The organism is Aliikangiella coralliicola (genome assembly GCF_007004725.1).
GTDB lineage: Bacteria > Pseudomonadota > Gammaproteobacteria > Enterobacterales > Kangiellaceae > Aliikangiella > Aliikangiella coralliicola.
In genome coordinates this window covers 157,625-172,061 of the sequence record NZ_ML660170.1, presented here as the reverse complement: position 1 = coordinate 172,061, position 14,437 = coordinate 157,625, and the positions used below count along the sequence as shown (strand labels likewise).

The 14,437-nt window shown below is 41.7% G+C and carries 11 protein-coding genes; 5 read left to right on the top strand and 6 right to left on the bottom strand.

What is annotated here, in order from left to right; all coding sequences use genetic code 11:
• Positions 1 to 17: 17 nt before the first annotated feature.
• The 4 genes from nth to FLL46_RS22810 form a co-directional block, all read right to left on the bottom strand.
• Complete coding sequence (gene nth, locus FLL46_RS22825) at positions 18 to 650, bottom strand: endonuclease III (RefSeq protein ID WP_142934086.1); 633 nt, start codon at positions 648 to 650, stop codon at positions 18 to 20.
• Positions 651 to 868: 218 nt separating this feature from the next.
• Positions 869 to 2,068 carry a C15 family peptidase gene (locus FLL46_RS22820; protein ID WP_142934084.1) on the bottom strand — a complete coding sequence of 400 codons (1,200 nt, stop codon included), beginning with the start codon at positions 2,066 to 2,068 and terminating at the stop codon, positions 869 to 871.
• Between the two features lie 63 nt (positions 2,069 to 2,131).
• Positions 2,132 to 3,664, bottom strand: a complete 1,533-nt coding sequence (locus FLL46_RS22815) for a PH domain-containing protein (protein WP_142934082.1) — start codon at positions 3,662 to 3,664, stop codon at positions 2,132 to 2,134.
• Positions 3,654 to 4,175 carry a PH domain-containing protein gene (locus FLL46_RS22810; RefSeq protein ID WP_142934081.1) on the bottom strand — a complete coding sequence of 174 codons (522 nt, stop codon included), beginning with the start codon at positions 4,173 to 4,175 and terminating at the stop codon, positions 3,654 to 3,656. Before FLL46_RS22810 ends, FLL46_RS22815 begins: the two co-directional genes overlap by 11 nt.
• Positions 4,176 to 4,690: 515 nt before the next feature.
• Between FLL46_RS22810 and FLL46_RS22805 the strand changes: the two genes are divergently transcribed.
• Positions 4,691 to 5,815, top strand: coding sequence for a M14 family metallopeptidase (locus FLL46_RS22805; protein ID WP_142934079.1), 1,125 nt, complete (start codon positions 4,691 to 4,693; stop codon positions 5,813 to 5,815).
• Positions 5,816 to 6,078: 263 nt separating this feature from the next.
• A complete protein-coding gene (locus tag FLL46_RS22800) occupies positions 6,079 to 6,465 on the top strand; it encodes a DUF2237 family protein (protein WP_142934078.1) in 387 nt (128 codons plus the stop codon).
• Positions 6,466 to 6,545: 80 nt separating this feature from the next.
• Here FLL46_RS22800 and hutI read toward each other — a convergent pair whose 3' ends face one another.
• A complete protein-coding gene (hutI, locus tag FLL46_RS22795; RefSeq protein ID WP_142934076.1) occupies positions 6,546 to 7,778 on the bottom strand; it encodes an imidazolonepropionase in 1,233 nt (410 codons plus the stop codon).
• A gap of 144 nt (positions 7,779 to 7,922) precedes the next feature.
• Between hutI and FLL46_RS22790 the strand changes: the two genes are divergently transcribed.
• From FLL46_RS22790 to FLL46_RS22780, 3 genes are all read left to right on the top strand, one after another.
• Entirely contained in the window at positions 7,923 to 9,290 is a 1,368-nt protein-coding gene (locus tag FLL46_RS22790; RefSeq protein WP_142934074.1) for a formimidoylglutamate deiminase, read from the top strand.
• A 254-nt stretch (positions 9,291 to 9,544) separates the two neighbouring features.
• The gene (locus tag FLL46_RS22785) at positions 9,545 to 10,198 is read left to right on the top strand and encodes a hypothetical protein (protein ID WP_142934072.1); all 654 of its coding nucleotides are present in this window, start codon (positions 9,545 to 9,547) and stop codon (positions 10,196 to 10,198) included.
• Positions 10,191 to 12,608 carry a prolyl oligopeptidase family serine peptidase gene (locus tag FLL46_RS22780; RefSeq protein ID WP_142934070.1) on the top strand — a complete coding sequence of 806 codons (2,418 nt, stop codon included), beginning with the start codon at positions 10,191 to 10,193 and terminating at the stop codon, positions 12,606 to 12,608. The genes FLL46_RS22785 and FLL46_RS22780 overlap by 8 nt, the downstream gene beginning before the upstream one ends.
• A 72-nt stretch (positions 12,609 to 12,680) precedes the next feature.
• Here the strand turns inward: FLL46_RS22780 and FLL46_RS22775 are convergent, their stop codons facing one another.
• Positions 12,681 to 14,033, bottom strand: coding sequence for an MATE family efflux transporter (locus FLL46_RS22775; RefSeq protein ID WP_142934068.1), 1,353 nt, complete (start codon positions 14,031 to 14,033; stop codon positions 12,681 to 12,683).
• Positions 14,034 to 14,437 lie beyond the last annotated feature (404 nt).

Sequence of the window (14,437 nt, the reverse complement as noted above, 5' to 3'; positions counted from 1 at the left end):
CAAAGGGTTAAGTGTTCCTACTCCGTTTTTTGTTTAAATTCACAAAGATCTTCGATTAAACAGGAACCACATCTGGGCTTTCGAGCAACGCAAGTATATCGTCCATGAAGGATGAGCCAGTGGTGGGCATCCATCAGAAATTCTTTCGGCACGAATTTTAACAGTCGCTTTTCAACTTCAACGACATCTTTTCCTTTGGCGATTCCGGTTCGATTCGAGACACGAAAAATATGAGTATCGACGGCCATTGTCGGTTGTTTAAAAGCTGTATTGAGTACTACGTTTGCGGTTTTTCTGCCAACACCGGGCAAAGCCTCAAGCGCCTCGCGAGTTTGTGGCACTTCTGATTGATGTTCTTCAATCAGCATTTTGCAGGTTTTAATCACGTTAGCCGCTTTTGAGTTAAAAAGGCCGATAGTTTTTATGTACTCCTTCAAGCCATCAACACCCAGTTCATAAATGGCTTCAGGCGTATTAGCCACAGGGTAAAGTTTACTGGTTGCTTTATTAACACCTACATCAGTTGCTTGCGCCGATAAAATGACGGATATCAGCAATTCAAAGGGGGAGGAGTATTCCAGTTCGGTGGTCGGATTGGGGTTTTCGTTCCTTAAAATCTCAAATATTTTTTGTCGTTTTTCTTTATTCATTTTTTAAAGGATAGAGGGTCTTAGTTAATCGGAGGCCGGATCTTATCACAATGCTGGAATTGACTTGAACCTTCGAGCTGAAATTCAGTTCGAAGGTAAGGCTGGTAAAGATCGAGTAGTAAAGAACGACAGGCTAATTAAGAGAATGCTTTTTTAAGAGAATACTTTTGATATAGCCTGCATTAACGTTATATAGGTCAAGGTGAGTTGTATTTTTGCTAAATCTCGGTCAAAGACAACTTTAGCATTTCGACGATTTGCTCAACGATAGCCTTAGTTGCTTCCGGATCGTATTTTTGAATCCGGGGCGTGTGAATATGCCCGGTTGGAATTTGTGAACCTATCTGATTTCTCAATCGAATACTTCGATAGGATATTTCATTAGACAGATAACCGCCCCCTGATCCAGACACGGCGATAGCGTTTTTTAACTCCGAAAGTGACGTAGGTTCGAAAGTTTTTTGAGTGGTGGTCACTTGGTGATTGTCGTTAATTTTGTACTTTCCCCTGGCAGATTTCATTTTTGAAACAGGCAAGCTAAATTCAACAAATTCGGGACCAGGAAGCTGTTGATTACCGAGTTTTGAAATCACCGGTGATTTGCTGGTTCCTCCCGATAGTATGTTCAGATTGTCGGGCGCAGTGACACTGCGTCGTTTACCTGGAAATCTTTCAAGGTCAAAATCTTTACGACCCATACTAACCGTTGTAATCATATTCAGGTTGTTTAACAGATAATACGGGGAGAGGGTGGTTTCGATGAGTCCTTGATCAAAATCTCGATATCTGACCGGCGCCACAAAAGTGTTTATTTGTGCACTGATACCATCTTTTTCAATCACCAGTCCATCAAGTAGCAGAGCAACCACACCTGATGGGTTGCTTTGATTGATGTTTCTGTCAAGAAGAAAAGGATCAAAGCCTGTTAATAAGATTTTTTTATTGGCTGGCTGATCAAAATGAATATTGTTAATGCCACGACTTGACTGCTCTAAAATATTGAGTAATTCAGAAAGCTGCTTTTGATTGCAACTAAACTGAGGTTTTATCGAGCGAATAATTCGTGAAATTTTCAGTCTTTGCCAATAAAGAGAACGATCATCAAAGCTTTCAGTTTGCCTGATTTTGGTTTTGGCGTTATTCCAAAGCTGGTTACCTGAGTTCAATACGAGAACTTTGGCTTGCTCAAATGATTGGCTTTGTTGCCACTGAGACTGGAAGGTTTTGCTATGTTGATCCAGCAACGAAACAACTTTTGGAATAACTGATGCCGCTTTACTGACCCTGGTTTCTTCAACTGTCGTTTCAGCAACTTTTTTCTCAGAAACGCGTTTGGCTCCCAGGTTTTGAAACGCAATAGAATTAGGTAAGTAAATGCTACTTAAAACTATCAGGTAGCAAGAAAACTGCTTATTCATAATCTTTCTCTGTTGGTATTGACGTTATTAAAATCAAAGACGTTATTAAAATCATCGATGCTACTAAAACCATGATTTATCAGTCATTTCAATTTGATAACTCACATGGTCAAACCACTCCATTGCCTCGTCGTAGGGAATGTATGGAATAATAACTCTATCGGAAGCCAGGAAGAGTTTCAATGTTGCGAGCTTGCTTCTTTTTTGAATGAGCGATTGACTGATTTCCACTCGCTGAACCTTAAATAAAGGAAAAGTGATTTTTCTAAAGCCTACAAAACCAGTCCTTAAGGTAGCGAAATGGCTAGCCAACTGATAGCCGAAGTTTTTCCACCGCAGAACCACCAGTGGCCAGATTAATAAGCCGACAAGTAAAATCAAAAATGGCCAATAAGATTCTGAAACGATGGCGAGTAATATAGACAACAATAATGGAATGACCATAAGTTGAGACCAGGTTTTTAAAATATACCGCCGGTCAATTGATCTCAGGTTCGTTAACGGAGATTCGAGAGACAGAATCATGCTCAAAAGTTTATTCGATTGTTGCGCGGTTCGCGTTGGAATCACAAACAAACCGGAGCGGGCATTTTGTTGATTAGTTTGCCCGGAAGCTTGTTTCAAGATGACATTTTCAACTTTTAATCGTTTACCAATAAAGTTCGTCTGGCTGACAAAGGCTTGAATTTTGGCGAGCTTAGCAGATTCTTCATGGGTATTGAGTAAGCCACTGTGTCTTTTCAGCGTGTCGTCAGTTAGGGTTAAGCGATATCGATAGTAACGAAAAATTGAGCCGAGAATTGAAAATATTAGCATCGATGAAATAAGACCCAAAATAATCAGCACGACCAGAGTAATGCTACCTGTCACTCCGCCGCCAAAAAATTCGGCTGCAGATTTGAAACCCTCTTCACCAATCCACTTTTCTAATACATCATCCATCATTCCAAACAGGGGAGCAATAACCACGAGAAACCAGAACATTGCGTTACTGGTCAGTCCATATTTTACCAATTGCTTGATGTCGGCCGTTGCGATTGTATCGACCGTATTTTTTGCATTGTCGAATTCTTCAAGGGTATCATTCGGAGTTAAGTTATCGACTGAGGCAGCGTCGCTAAGTATTGATTTTTCTTGATGAGAGGACAAAACCTGGGCTTTGATTTCATCTGCATGGTTTGAATTGATTCCAGCCAAATTGGCTTCATTACTTTTCGAGCCGGCGGTTTCCAGTTGCAGGGTTACCAGGGAAAATGGCCGAAAGTAGGCTGGCTGAATTATATTAATATTTTGTATCCGTTCGAAGCTTAAAATACGATGATTTCTTTTTAACACGCCTTCATTAATGAGTACTTTGTCTGCCTGAATCTGAAATTGAAAAAATAAATACTGCAAAATTGCACTCGTGATAATAAGTCCGAGAACGCCAACAACAATTAAGCTGGTTAACCAGGCTTTATCATCTGAATTAAAAATAACCACGGCAAGAGGGGCTAAACCGGGGAGAGCATCTTTAAGTAATCGTGAAACGACTTTTCCCAAAAAGAACAAAACGGAAATGGGCGACAAACGATGCCATTTAAGATCACTTGTCATTGCCAATTAACCCATTTTTCTCAAGAATGTGAGTGCGAAGCGCTTCTGCATCCGATTGATTGAGACCACTTATTTTTAAGTCAGCAAATGCGCCGCCGGCGGTGAAAAATTTAATTGTCGCAATTTGAAAGTGCCGTTCGACCGGACCGTGTGAAATATCGATATGTTGAATGCGTTTAAAAGAGACGCCGGTTTGTTTTTTCCAGAAAAGGCCTTCTTTATATAAAATATCCCTTTCCCTGAGCGCGAAACCTTTGACTTTTGCGCCGAAGTAACCCAAAAGCGTGCTGAGTACCGCGATACCAATTAGCCCATAGTAAGCGGTTGGTGGTATGGAAAATTTGTCGACGAAGAAATCAATTGCGGTGGCAGGAATTAACAAAATAATCCAACCGATAAACGATTCAAATGCGGCTAACATCGGATATTTAGCAGCGAGCGGTTCAAACGCTATAGTGTTGAGTCGCGGAATTTCTCTAACGAGAATCTGTTCATTAGAAAGGTGTTCCATAGGGATCCTTATACGTAATTAACGGGTATGGCAATAAACATACGAGAGTGATGCCGAGATATTCCAAAGAGAATATACTGCCATAAATGTCTTAATCTTCAAATAGTTAGTATTCCGTTAGTTTTCGTGGGTGTGGGTTTCGAATTCGCCAGCCTTGTCAGACCAGTTGCAGATTTTGGAACCGAGGGCATATTTGTAATAGACTGATTTATTCTGCGGATGTTAGTGAGCCATCTGGTGAAGGTGTTGTTTGCGAAATCTGTAGGGTCTGAAATCAATAGGGTTTGAAATCGATAGCATCGATAGAATATTCATGGGGCTTATAGAATGACATTAGTCATCAATTATGCCCAAATTTTTGGTAGAATCCGGCTCGTGCTTTTTCTCATTGATTATAAACCAGGTAAAGATTCTAGAATAAGCGTTTGTTTTCAAACAAAACGCAATCGTTTTCCTCTTAAATCGACCTGTGAATTGACAATAAACTTAACTAATAAACCGGGAATTTTCAGCTAATGCAAATAAACAGTAACTTTGATGGAGGCAATATTCGTTGTTTGAAATGCGACGATCCTTCAGACATTCAATTGGAAATCGAAAATGATAATAACAGTGACTTTTACCAATGGTTTTATTTTCGATTAACCGGCGCCGAAGGTCAGGATTGTCAGATAAAGTTTGCCAATGCGAGTGGCGTTGCTTATCTCGATGGCTGGAAAGATTATCAAGCGGTAGCTTCTTATGATCGAGAGTTCTGGTTTCGAGTGCCCACCAGCTATCAGGATGGTGTGTTGCAAATTGATCACATGCCGGAATATCAGTCTGTTTATTACGCTTATTTTGCGCCTTATTCAACGGAAAGGTTGGCCGATTTCGTCGGCTGGGCAATCGGCGATCCTAAGGTTCAGCTAAATACTCTGGGCAAAACGCTAGACGGACAAGACCTTGACCAGCTTATTATTGGTCGCCCAGAGGAAGGGAAAAAGAAAATTTGGGTGCATGCTAGACAACATCCTGGCGAAACCATGGGCTCTTGGTGGATGGAAGGGTTTTTACATCGATTACTTGATGAAGACGAGGCGCTTTCACGCCAATTGCTTGATAAAGCCGTTTTTTACGTAGTCCCTAATATGAATCCAGATGGTAGCCGAAGAGGACATTTAAGAACCAATGCTGCGGGTGCTAACCTCAATCGTGAATGGCTAGAACCAACCATGGAGCGCAGCCCTGAAGTCTATTTAGTTCGAGAACAGATGCATAAAATTGGCGTGAACTTCTGCCTCGACGTTCACGGTGATGAAGGCTTACCATACAATTTTATAGCAGGCGCTGAGGGTGTACCTAAATGGAATGAGCGGTTGGCAGATCTCCACGGTCGGTTCGGCGAATCCATGATGAAAGTCAACCCTGATTTTCAGATGAAGTTTGGTTATCCGGCCGATGAACCTGGTAAAGCGAACATGACGATATGCACCAACTATATTGCAGAAACATTTGAGTGCCCATCGATTACCCTGGAAATGCCATTTAAAGATACCAATGATACACCTCAACCATTACAAGGTTGGTCTCCCGAGAGGTGTGTTAAGTTAGGTGCTTCTGCAATTGACGCTTTGTATGAGATTATTGATGATCTTTAGTTAGTCCTGCATTAAGTAAAAACCGTTCTGTAGAGACTGAACAGTCGATAAAAACCGCGTTTGTTACGCGGTTTTTTAATTCCGAAAAAAATTGATATACTCAATGTAAACACTAAAACTGTTTATCGAGTTATTTGATCGAAATGAACGATAATTTCAACTTAGTTTTTTTGTTGACGATCAAGCTTGAGTGAATTGTTAAAACCAAAAGCAAACGAGCAGATTTAGCGTAAGAATTCACTGACCAGATTTAAGAGATTAGCATGGAAGAACTAGATATAGAGCCTTCACTTAATGTATTTGATGAGCCTTTGATTCCTTGTAGTGAAGATCCAGTAACCGGTTTTTTTCGCGACGGTTGTTGCAATACCAGCAAACACGATTCGGGTTCTCACACCGTATGTGTTGAAGTGAATAAAGAGTTCCTGGAGTATTCTCGATTTCGTGGTAATGATTTGTCGACACCGATTCCAGAATTCGGATTTCCAGGGTTAGTACCCGGTGATCGCTGGTGTTTGTGCGCGGCGCGTTGGCTTGAAGCCCACCAGAGCGGTATGGCGCCTAAAGTTTTTCTGCAAAGAACACACAAAAAAGCACTGGAAATTGTACCGCTAAAATTACTCTGTCAGTTTGCTAAAGATCTTAATTGAGACAGAGCGCCTGCACTTGGCCAGAATCTGCACTTGTCATCTCTCCGCCGCGGTTGAGATGACAGTAGACTGTCCTCTGATCACCCTTTAGCTAAAATAACCTCACCTTTTTTAATCACCGTATGACAGGGATTTCCGCCAATTCGATAACTTAATTCGGCAGGGGAGTTAATGTCCCAAAGGACCAGATCTGCTTGTTTTCCTTCTGCGATACTCCCCACTTTGTGACTGATATTGAGCGCTTTCGCAGCATTAATGGTCACACCCTGAAGCGCTTCAAATGGTGTCAGCTTAAATAATGTTGTTGCCATATTGAGCATGAGTAATAACGATAAGCAGGGTGAACTACCGGGATTAGAGTCGGTGGCTATCGCTATGGGAACCTGGTGTTTTCTTAAGGCTTCGATTGGCGGTAATTGAGTTTCATTGAGGAAATAAAATGCGCCTGGAAGCAGCGTTGCGACTGTACCGGCATGTTTGAGTTTCGGAATATCTTGCTCATTGAGAAATTCCAGATGATCGACTGACCAGGCTTCAAATTCACACGCCAGCCGAGAACCGCCTAAATCTGAAAGCTGCTCAGCGTGTAATTTAACCGGCAAACCTAAAGATTTTGCTTTCTCAAATACTCGTTGCGTTTGTGACACAGAAAAACCGATACCTTCACAAAATGCATCAACACAGTCAATCAGTCCTTTTTGGTGGAGCGCAGGCATCATTTGCTCACACACCAAATCAATATAATCGTCAGCTTTTTCTTTATATTCCGGTGGAACGGCATGTGCGCCGAGAAAAGTCTTACTTACTTCAACCGGCGAGTACTGACCTAAATCACTAGCCACTTCTAACATTTTTTGTTCAGTATCGAGATCTAATCCATAACCAGACTTAATTTCTACAGTGGTAACACCTTCATCAATCAAGTAAGTTAAGCGTTTCGCAGCTGCGTCAAAAAGTGCCTGTTTGTCGGTCTCGCGAGTTGCTTTAACGGTTGAAACAATGCCGCCGCCTGCTTTGGCGATCTCTTCATAACTGGCACCTTCGAGACGCATTTCAAATTCGTTAGCTCGATTACCACCATAAACCAGGTGAGTATGGCAATCGATTAGGCCAGGAGTCATCCAGCGACCTTCGGCGTCAATCGCTTGTTCCGTTTCCAGGTTTCCCGATTGCTTGTCCATTTCAGAAATAATGGTATCGATTTGACCATCCTTAATACAAACGGCCGCATTATTGATAATGCCGTAATTGTCATTTTCAGCCATCGTGGCTAAATTTACGTTATGAATTACAAGATCAAACACTGTCGACATTGGATTACCTGATTTGTGTGATTTTGCGAGTCTAATTTGCCGGTAACTTTTAAGTATTTTGGTGCGACAAAACTTGCCATTTCCGATTGAGGTGGTTAAGGTTTCGCTTTAACTAAACGGGCAAAAATCACGGTTGAAATAAAAGTGAAATTATACGCTGAAATGGTTTTGATTGGGAACCAGTGGCAACAGAATAAAACCCTATCAATTGGCGAACAAGGTACGATTCTCTCGATAGACGATGGTCTTTTGAGCGGTGCGGAGAAAGTAAGTGGGGCACTTGTGCCGGGCATGGTCAATTGTCATTCGCACGCATTTCAGAGGGCTTTTGCCGGTTTTTCAGAGTATCGTGCAAGTCAGTTGGATAGTTTTTGGAGTTGGCGAGATATTATGTATCGCTTTGTTGCCAAAATGACGCCGGAAGATGCTCATAAGGTCGCCAAATATCTTTACCTGGAAATGTTGAAAGCAGGATATACCTGTGTCGCAGAATTTCATTATTTGCATCATCAGGTGGGTGGTAAATTTTACGATGACCCTGCAGAAATGTCTCACCAGGTTATTAATGCTGCAAAAGAAACTGGATTAGCGATTACCCATTTGCCTGTTCTCTATACCTACGCTGGTTTCGGCAAGCAAGCGCCATCGGAAGCTCAAATGCGCTTTATTCATCAACTTGATGAATATTGTCAGTTACTGACCGAGATTAACTCCGCTTACCAGCAAGAATCGACCATCGGATTAGGTATTGCACCTCATTCTTTAAGAGCAGTCAGTGAAGAGCAATTGTCTGAAATTGTCCCTTTTATTCGTAATATTAATCCCGGTGCGCCAGTTCATATTCATATTGCTGAGCAACTTCAGGAAGTTGAAGACAGTCTGGCATTTTATGGTAAGCGTCCAGTGGAGTGGTTGTTGGACAATCATTCTGTCGATAAGAACTGGTGTTTGATTCATGCGACTCACTTAACAGATCAGGAAGTGGCTAATCTATCAAAAAGTGGGGCGGTGGCCGGAATATGTCCAACTACTGAAGCTAATTTAGGAGATGGAATTTTTCCGACGAAAAGTTTTCTGGAACAGGGCGGAAAATTTGCAATCGGTTCAGACTCACATATTGCGGTCAATGTAGCCGATGAAATCAGAACGCTGGAGTATGGTCAGCGTTTAACTACTCACCAAAGGGCAGTATTAACCTCACAATCTTGTGCCTCGGTTGGGCAGAATTTGTATTGCCACGCGGCGAAACAAGGTGCGCTAACGGTGAATCAAAATGTTGGTGAGATCAAAGTAGGCAACCGTGCAGATATAGTAGTGCTTGATCGAAATCATCCAAGTCTTTATTTAAAGCAGGATAACTTTATTCTTGATGCAGCTATTTTCGCTTGTGCCGAATTACCGGTGAATGACGTCATGGTGGCTGGACAGTGGAAAATTAGAAATAAAAATCATCATGATGAGGAAAATATTCGACTAGACTATTTTGAAGTAATGAAGAAACTAACAGCTTAATATCAGGTATTCTTGATTATCTAGTGCCATCAAGTTGGAGTGCTTGCTCGGAGATAACATTTAGTTATTTGGGTAAGATAACTTTTGACTTGGTTGCACTAAGATTAACAGAGTGAGGTGCTCAATAGATTCAAATATTGAATAGACCTGACTATTCACTTGACTATCATTCGCATTGCGGCGCTTAAGATTAAAGCTATTCTAGAAATTATCAAAGCGCCAACCAAGACAAATTCGTTAAATAAGGATTATTTATGAATAAGTTTGTAGTAGTAGCATTCCTAATTTTCATTATATCTGCCTGTTCACCCTCTCGTGTTTCCGTGATGTCTACTCAGCAAATTGATAACCCGGAAAAAATCAGACAGAAAACTTTATTATTATTTGCGATAGATTCGCAGGCTTACATAAAAGAAATTCATCTTAGCGGCAAAAAGAATTTGGTGGTCGAAGCTAAGCCATATCAGGTCATTTCTTTGCCTCCTGGAGAGTACCAGATCAGCAAATTAGATTTTGGCCGTGGGTATATTTCGTTGGAAGACAGCCGCTTTCCTGAAACGTGGAAATTTGATGTTAAGCGTGGGGCACTCAACTACATCGGACATATTTATGTTCAGCATCTCGGTAACAATTACTACAATTATGATTTACTTAACCAGTCAACGGCTGCAGTAAAATACCTGGAAAATGAACAACCGTTGCTACTAAAAAATACAGTGCTGAATTATGGTGGAAAAGATCGTGATGATTTTATCAGCTATGCATTGAGTTTAATTGCCGCTGAGAAAAACAAAAAGTTAGAGGGTGGTGAAGCCGTCAATAACCCTGAAAGAGAAAAAGTCGAGCGTTCACAAATACCAGCCCCCGAGAAGCATCAACAAAAAGAGGCGGGAGCAAGTCATGAATAAACTATTTGCGCTGTTTCTTTTTCTTCTGAGTATTAACGTATTCGCTGCGGACTTTATTGCGACATCAAAACTATTTAGCTCGCGGGAACATAGCGCTATTAGTATTAGCCCTGGAGGAGAGTTTGCACTGGGGAGAAGAAATAGCCCGAATCACACCATTATTTTTGTTCGTGACATTAGAACCGGCGAAGAAATTAAGCTTATCGCCTTGGACAAAGATGAATTACGCCGGGTCTCGCAGGTTAACTGGGTTGATGAAAATACAGTGTTCATCAAATATCGTTTAAGATATTCCCACCTGAAAATAATGGAGATATTTTCAGACGAAGCAGGGATTCGATTTAACGAGTATTCCCCGAAAGTTGATGGGCATCTGGTTGATCCCATGTTAGAAGTTAAAGGCGAATTTATTTTCGCTCATTTGCTTGATGGAGAGTCGGATTATCGTGTTGTTCAGGCAAACCGAGAATTATTAATGTCTGGCGAACTCGCTAATCTAAGAAAGCTCAACAAGGGGGTTGATAATGCGGTTGGTTTTGTCACTGATGGCTTCCATCGACTACGATTGGCATTGATTAAGGAAGATGAAAAAATGTCACTCAATTACCGCCATTTGAAGGACAATAAGTGGATAAAAATTTATCAGAGGAAGCATCATCGCGATGTGTTTCGTCCGATTCAAGCGCTTGATAATGACGAAATTGTAGTGCTGTCTAATATTAAGAGGGATAAGACCGCTGTGATTCGTTATAACGTGAATCAACCGGAAAAAGCGCAGGTTTTATTTGAATCTGATATATACGATGTTATCGGCGCGACAGTCGACCACACTTCTGGAAAGCTTGCCTCTGTCACCTACGTTGAGCATGGGTTGCCGACTACACAATACTTGATGGAAGAGAGCAGTGATAGCCAATCAAAAATTGCGCAAAAATTCCCTCAGCAAAAAGTTTATTTAGTGAGTGAATCTCTGGATTCTAACCATTCGATCTATTTTATGATTAACTCTGATTTTCCAGGCGCTTATTATTACTATGACAAACAAAAAAGAGAGTCTATTCGATTATTTGATATTCGCCCCCAATTTGCTGAACTCAAATTTCAAAAGACCCTGACCAAGAGAATCAAAACACCAGAGGGGCATTTTGTTGAAATTTTTTTAACGCTTCCCAATACCAGTAAAACGAAATACCCATTAGTTGTGATGCCGCATGGCGGTCCAATTGGCGTCAGCGATACCAATTCATTTAACCTCGAAGTTCAGTATTTGGCTAACCGCGGTTTTGCCGTGTTACGAGTTAATTTTAGAGGTTCTGCCGGGTATGGAAAAAGTTTCCAGCAGGCCGGTGTTTCTCAATGGGGAAAAGGTATTGAAAAAGATATTGATAGCGCGGTTAATTATGCTATTGAACATTATCAAATCGATGAAAATAAAATGTGTATCATTGGTGGTAGTTATGGTGGTTATTCTTCACTGATGTCTGTGATCAATTACCCTGGAAAATATCAATGTGCAGTGTCTTATTTTGGTGTGACTGATTTGACTTTGCTGTATTCGGCGTCAAATATCTACCAAAGCGAAAAAATCAGAGAAGCAATTACTAATACCGTCGGTGATATTTTAAGTCATTTTGAGGAGGCGAAACGCAATTCACCTGTTTACCGTGCCGCAGAAATTAATGTGCCGATAATGATTATGGCAGGCGGCAAAGATAGGATTGCCCATCCTGAGCATTCATACCGATTGAGTTATGTTTTAGATAAACTAGGAGTTGACCATGAATTCGTGCTGTATCCAGATTCTACTCACGGCCATCCAACATGGAATGGGGAGCGACATCAATTTATAAAAATTGTGGAGTTTCTGCGCGAGCACTTGGGAATTGTTCGAGAATACAGAGGGGAAGATAGGCGCCAAATGGGAGACGATATGCATTTTATGTCGTTTCAATATCGGGCTACTGGAGTCGCCAAGGCAGATAGAGATAAAGTCATTAGTTATACCCAGCAAGCAGTCGAGCTAGGCAATATTGACGCTGCATATCGATTAGCCCGATTTTATGAAAGGGGGATTGGATTCGAACAGAATTATAAAAAAGCTTTTGATTGGTATCTTTATGCAGCAAAAGCAAATCATCTTGAGTCGCTGCTTAAAGTTGCAAAAATCTACCAATACGGGTTGCTTGGGATCACAAGAAATTGGCCATTAGCGTTTGAAAACTATGAGAAGGCCTTTCATATGAATTCTTATGCTGGCGGAAGAGAAATGGCTTATATGCTAATTTGCAAAGGTGAAAAACAAAAAGCGATAGAACTGGTGTCTTCTCTGGAGGGTAAAGCCGACGATTATCCCGCGTGGGCTATCAGTGAACTTGAAAAAGTGCATAAAGAGAAACTCACCTGTCATTAACACTCTGTCGTTGATTGTTACTTAGAGTCGAAATTACCGCAGTCTCCGGTGAAAATTGAGGTGGTCATTGATTTAAACCACCACCATTTCACCCGGCTTTTTCGCTGAGAGCATAACCCATCGGTGCAACAATAAAACTGCAGCCGTTGATAAACCGGCGATCAGTCCTATCCAATAGCCACTTGCTTGATAACCGAAATTTTCAGCCAGAATATAACCCACTGGAAAACCGACCAGCCAGTAAGATATCGCTGTGATGAACATCGGAATTTTAGTGTCTTTAACGCCTCGCAAGGCGCCTGCTGAAGATACCTGAAGTGCATCTGAAAACTGAAATATTGCTGCGTAAAAAAGTAGCGAGGCGGCTATTTCTAAAATTTGGTTATCGATGGTGTAAAAACCAACCAGAACAAAAGGAAGCAAGATCATCGTACTTGCAGAAAAGCCAGAAATCGCTGCTGACAGGCCAATTCCGGTGTAGCCCGCCAGTTGAGTCGCTGTGGGGTCTTTTTTACCAGCAAAGTAACCCACTCGTGCCGTAATTGCCTGTGAGATCCCTAACGGGATCATAAAACTGATCGAGGCGATGTTTACAGCGATCTGATGGGCGCCCATCACTTCTGTCGGGTAACGAGCTATCATCAGTGAGACTGCGGCAAACATGGTAATTTCAAAACCAAGCGTAACCGCCATTGGCAATCCGAGACGGAGTACTTCCTTGATTTCGACCCAGTGTGGTAGAGAAGTGTGTTTGAATATTTCCAGGCTCGCATATTTGGGCGTGAAGATCGTGTACAACAACAAGCCCAGACACATCATTGTCCACACCAGGCTGGTGGCGTAACCGACACCAATCGCACCCATTTCGGGAACACCATAACCACCATACATAAACCAGTAATTAAAGCCGATGTTAAACGGAATAGAAAACACCGTCGAAGCCATAATTGCCGGTGTAGAAAACATACCTTCGTTGCAAAATCTGAGTGCCAGGAATATCAACAATCCCGGCATCCCCCAAACGGTCGCGTGTAAATATCCAGTTGCTAACTCTGCAACTTCTGGCGCCACCCCCAACAGGTGCAATACATACTGTGCGTTAAGAAGCACTAAAATTGCGATGGGAGAGAAAGCGGCTGCGAGGATAATTCCCAGGCGGAAATGCATACCGATTTTGGTTTGCGAATCGGCTCCTCTAAAGTGGGCGATGATTGGATTGAAGGCTAAAAACAACCCCATGAAAAAAATCAGCACTGGGTGTAATAGACTTGTACCAATGGCGATAGCCGCCAAGGCGTCGTTAGAGTAGTGTCCGGCCATCACCGTGTCGATGACGCCCATAGCCATTTGTGCTAACTGAGACAGTACCGCAGGAATAGCGATAGGTAACAAGTATTTTGTCTCTTGCGATATTTTATTAAACACAATGAACCTGAGCGGAATTTAATAGATCCAAACCAGCGTTTGGTGAGGGGTAGCTGAGCCGCAATATACGTGAATTCTTTTTCTAACGCTAGATGATTTAGTGATAATCAATATTAGGGCGTGTTTATCTTTCGTTCTTTGAGATTGCCGAGGTCATTTTTTTGTTCAGCAAGACGAAAGATGAGCCATGTAGCCATTCTACAGGTTCATCTTTTAACGCAGCTGGGCGAAAAAATGGCCCGGCCCTTCGGGTTGCGGCTAAAATTTCGCCACTCTGCGTCGTTTGTTGCTCATTTAGAATAACTAAACCACGCTCCGCTCTTCTTGATTGGCAAAATTTTAGCCGCAACAATCTCAAAGAACGAAAGATAAACACGCCCTAAAGTATTGTCATCATTATGCAT

Bases quoted from the DNA above. Each gene is read 5' to 3' on its own strand.
- nth (WP_142934086.1), bottom strand. From the start codon at position 650: ATGAATAAAGAAAAACGACAAAAAATATTTGAGATTTTAAGGAACGAA.
- FLL46_RS22820 (WP_142934084.1), bottom strand. From the start codon at position 2,068: ATGAATAAGCAGTTTTCTTGCTACCTGATAGTTTTAAGTAGCATTTAC.
- FLL46_RS22815 (WP_142934082.1), bottom strand. From the start codon at position 3,664: ATGACAAGTGATCTTAAATGGCATCGTTTGTCGCCCATTTCCGTTTTG.
- FLL46_RS22810 (WP_142934081.1), bottom strand. From the start codon at position 4,175: ATGGAACACCTTTCTAATGAACAGATTCTCGTTAGAGAAATTCCGCGA.
- FLL46_RS22805 (WP_142934079.1), top strand. From the start codon at position 4,691: ATGCAAATAAACAGTAACTTTGATGGAGGCAATATTCGTTGTTTGAAA.
- FLL46_RS22800 (WP_142934078.1), top strand. From the start codon at position 6,079: ATGGAAGAACTAGATATAGAGCCTTCACTTAATGTATTTGATGAGCCT.
- hutI (WP_142934076.1), bottom strand. From the start codon at position 7,778: ATGTCGACAGTGTTTGATCTTGTAATTCATAACGTAAATTTAGCCACG.
- FLL46_RS22785 (WP_142934072.1), top strand. From the start codon at position 9,545: ATGAATAAGTTTGTAGTAGTAGCATTCCTAATTTTCATTATATCTGCC.
- FLL46_RS22780 (WP_142934070.1), top strand. From the start codon at position 10,191: ATGAATAAACTATTTGCGCTGTTTCTTTTTCTTCTGAGTATTAACGTA.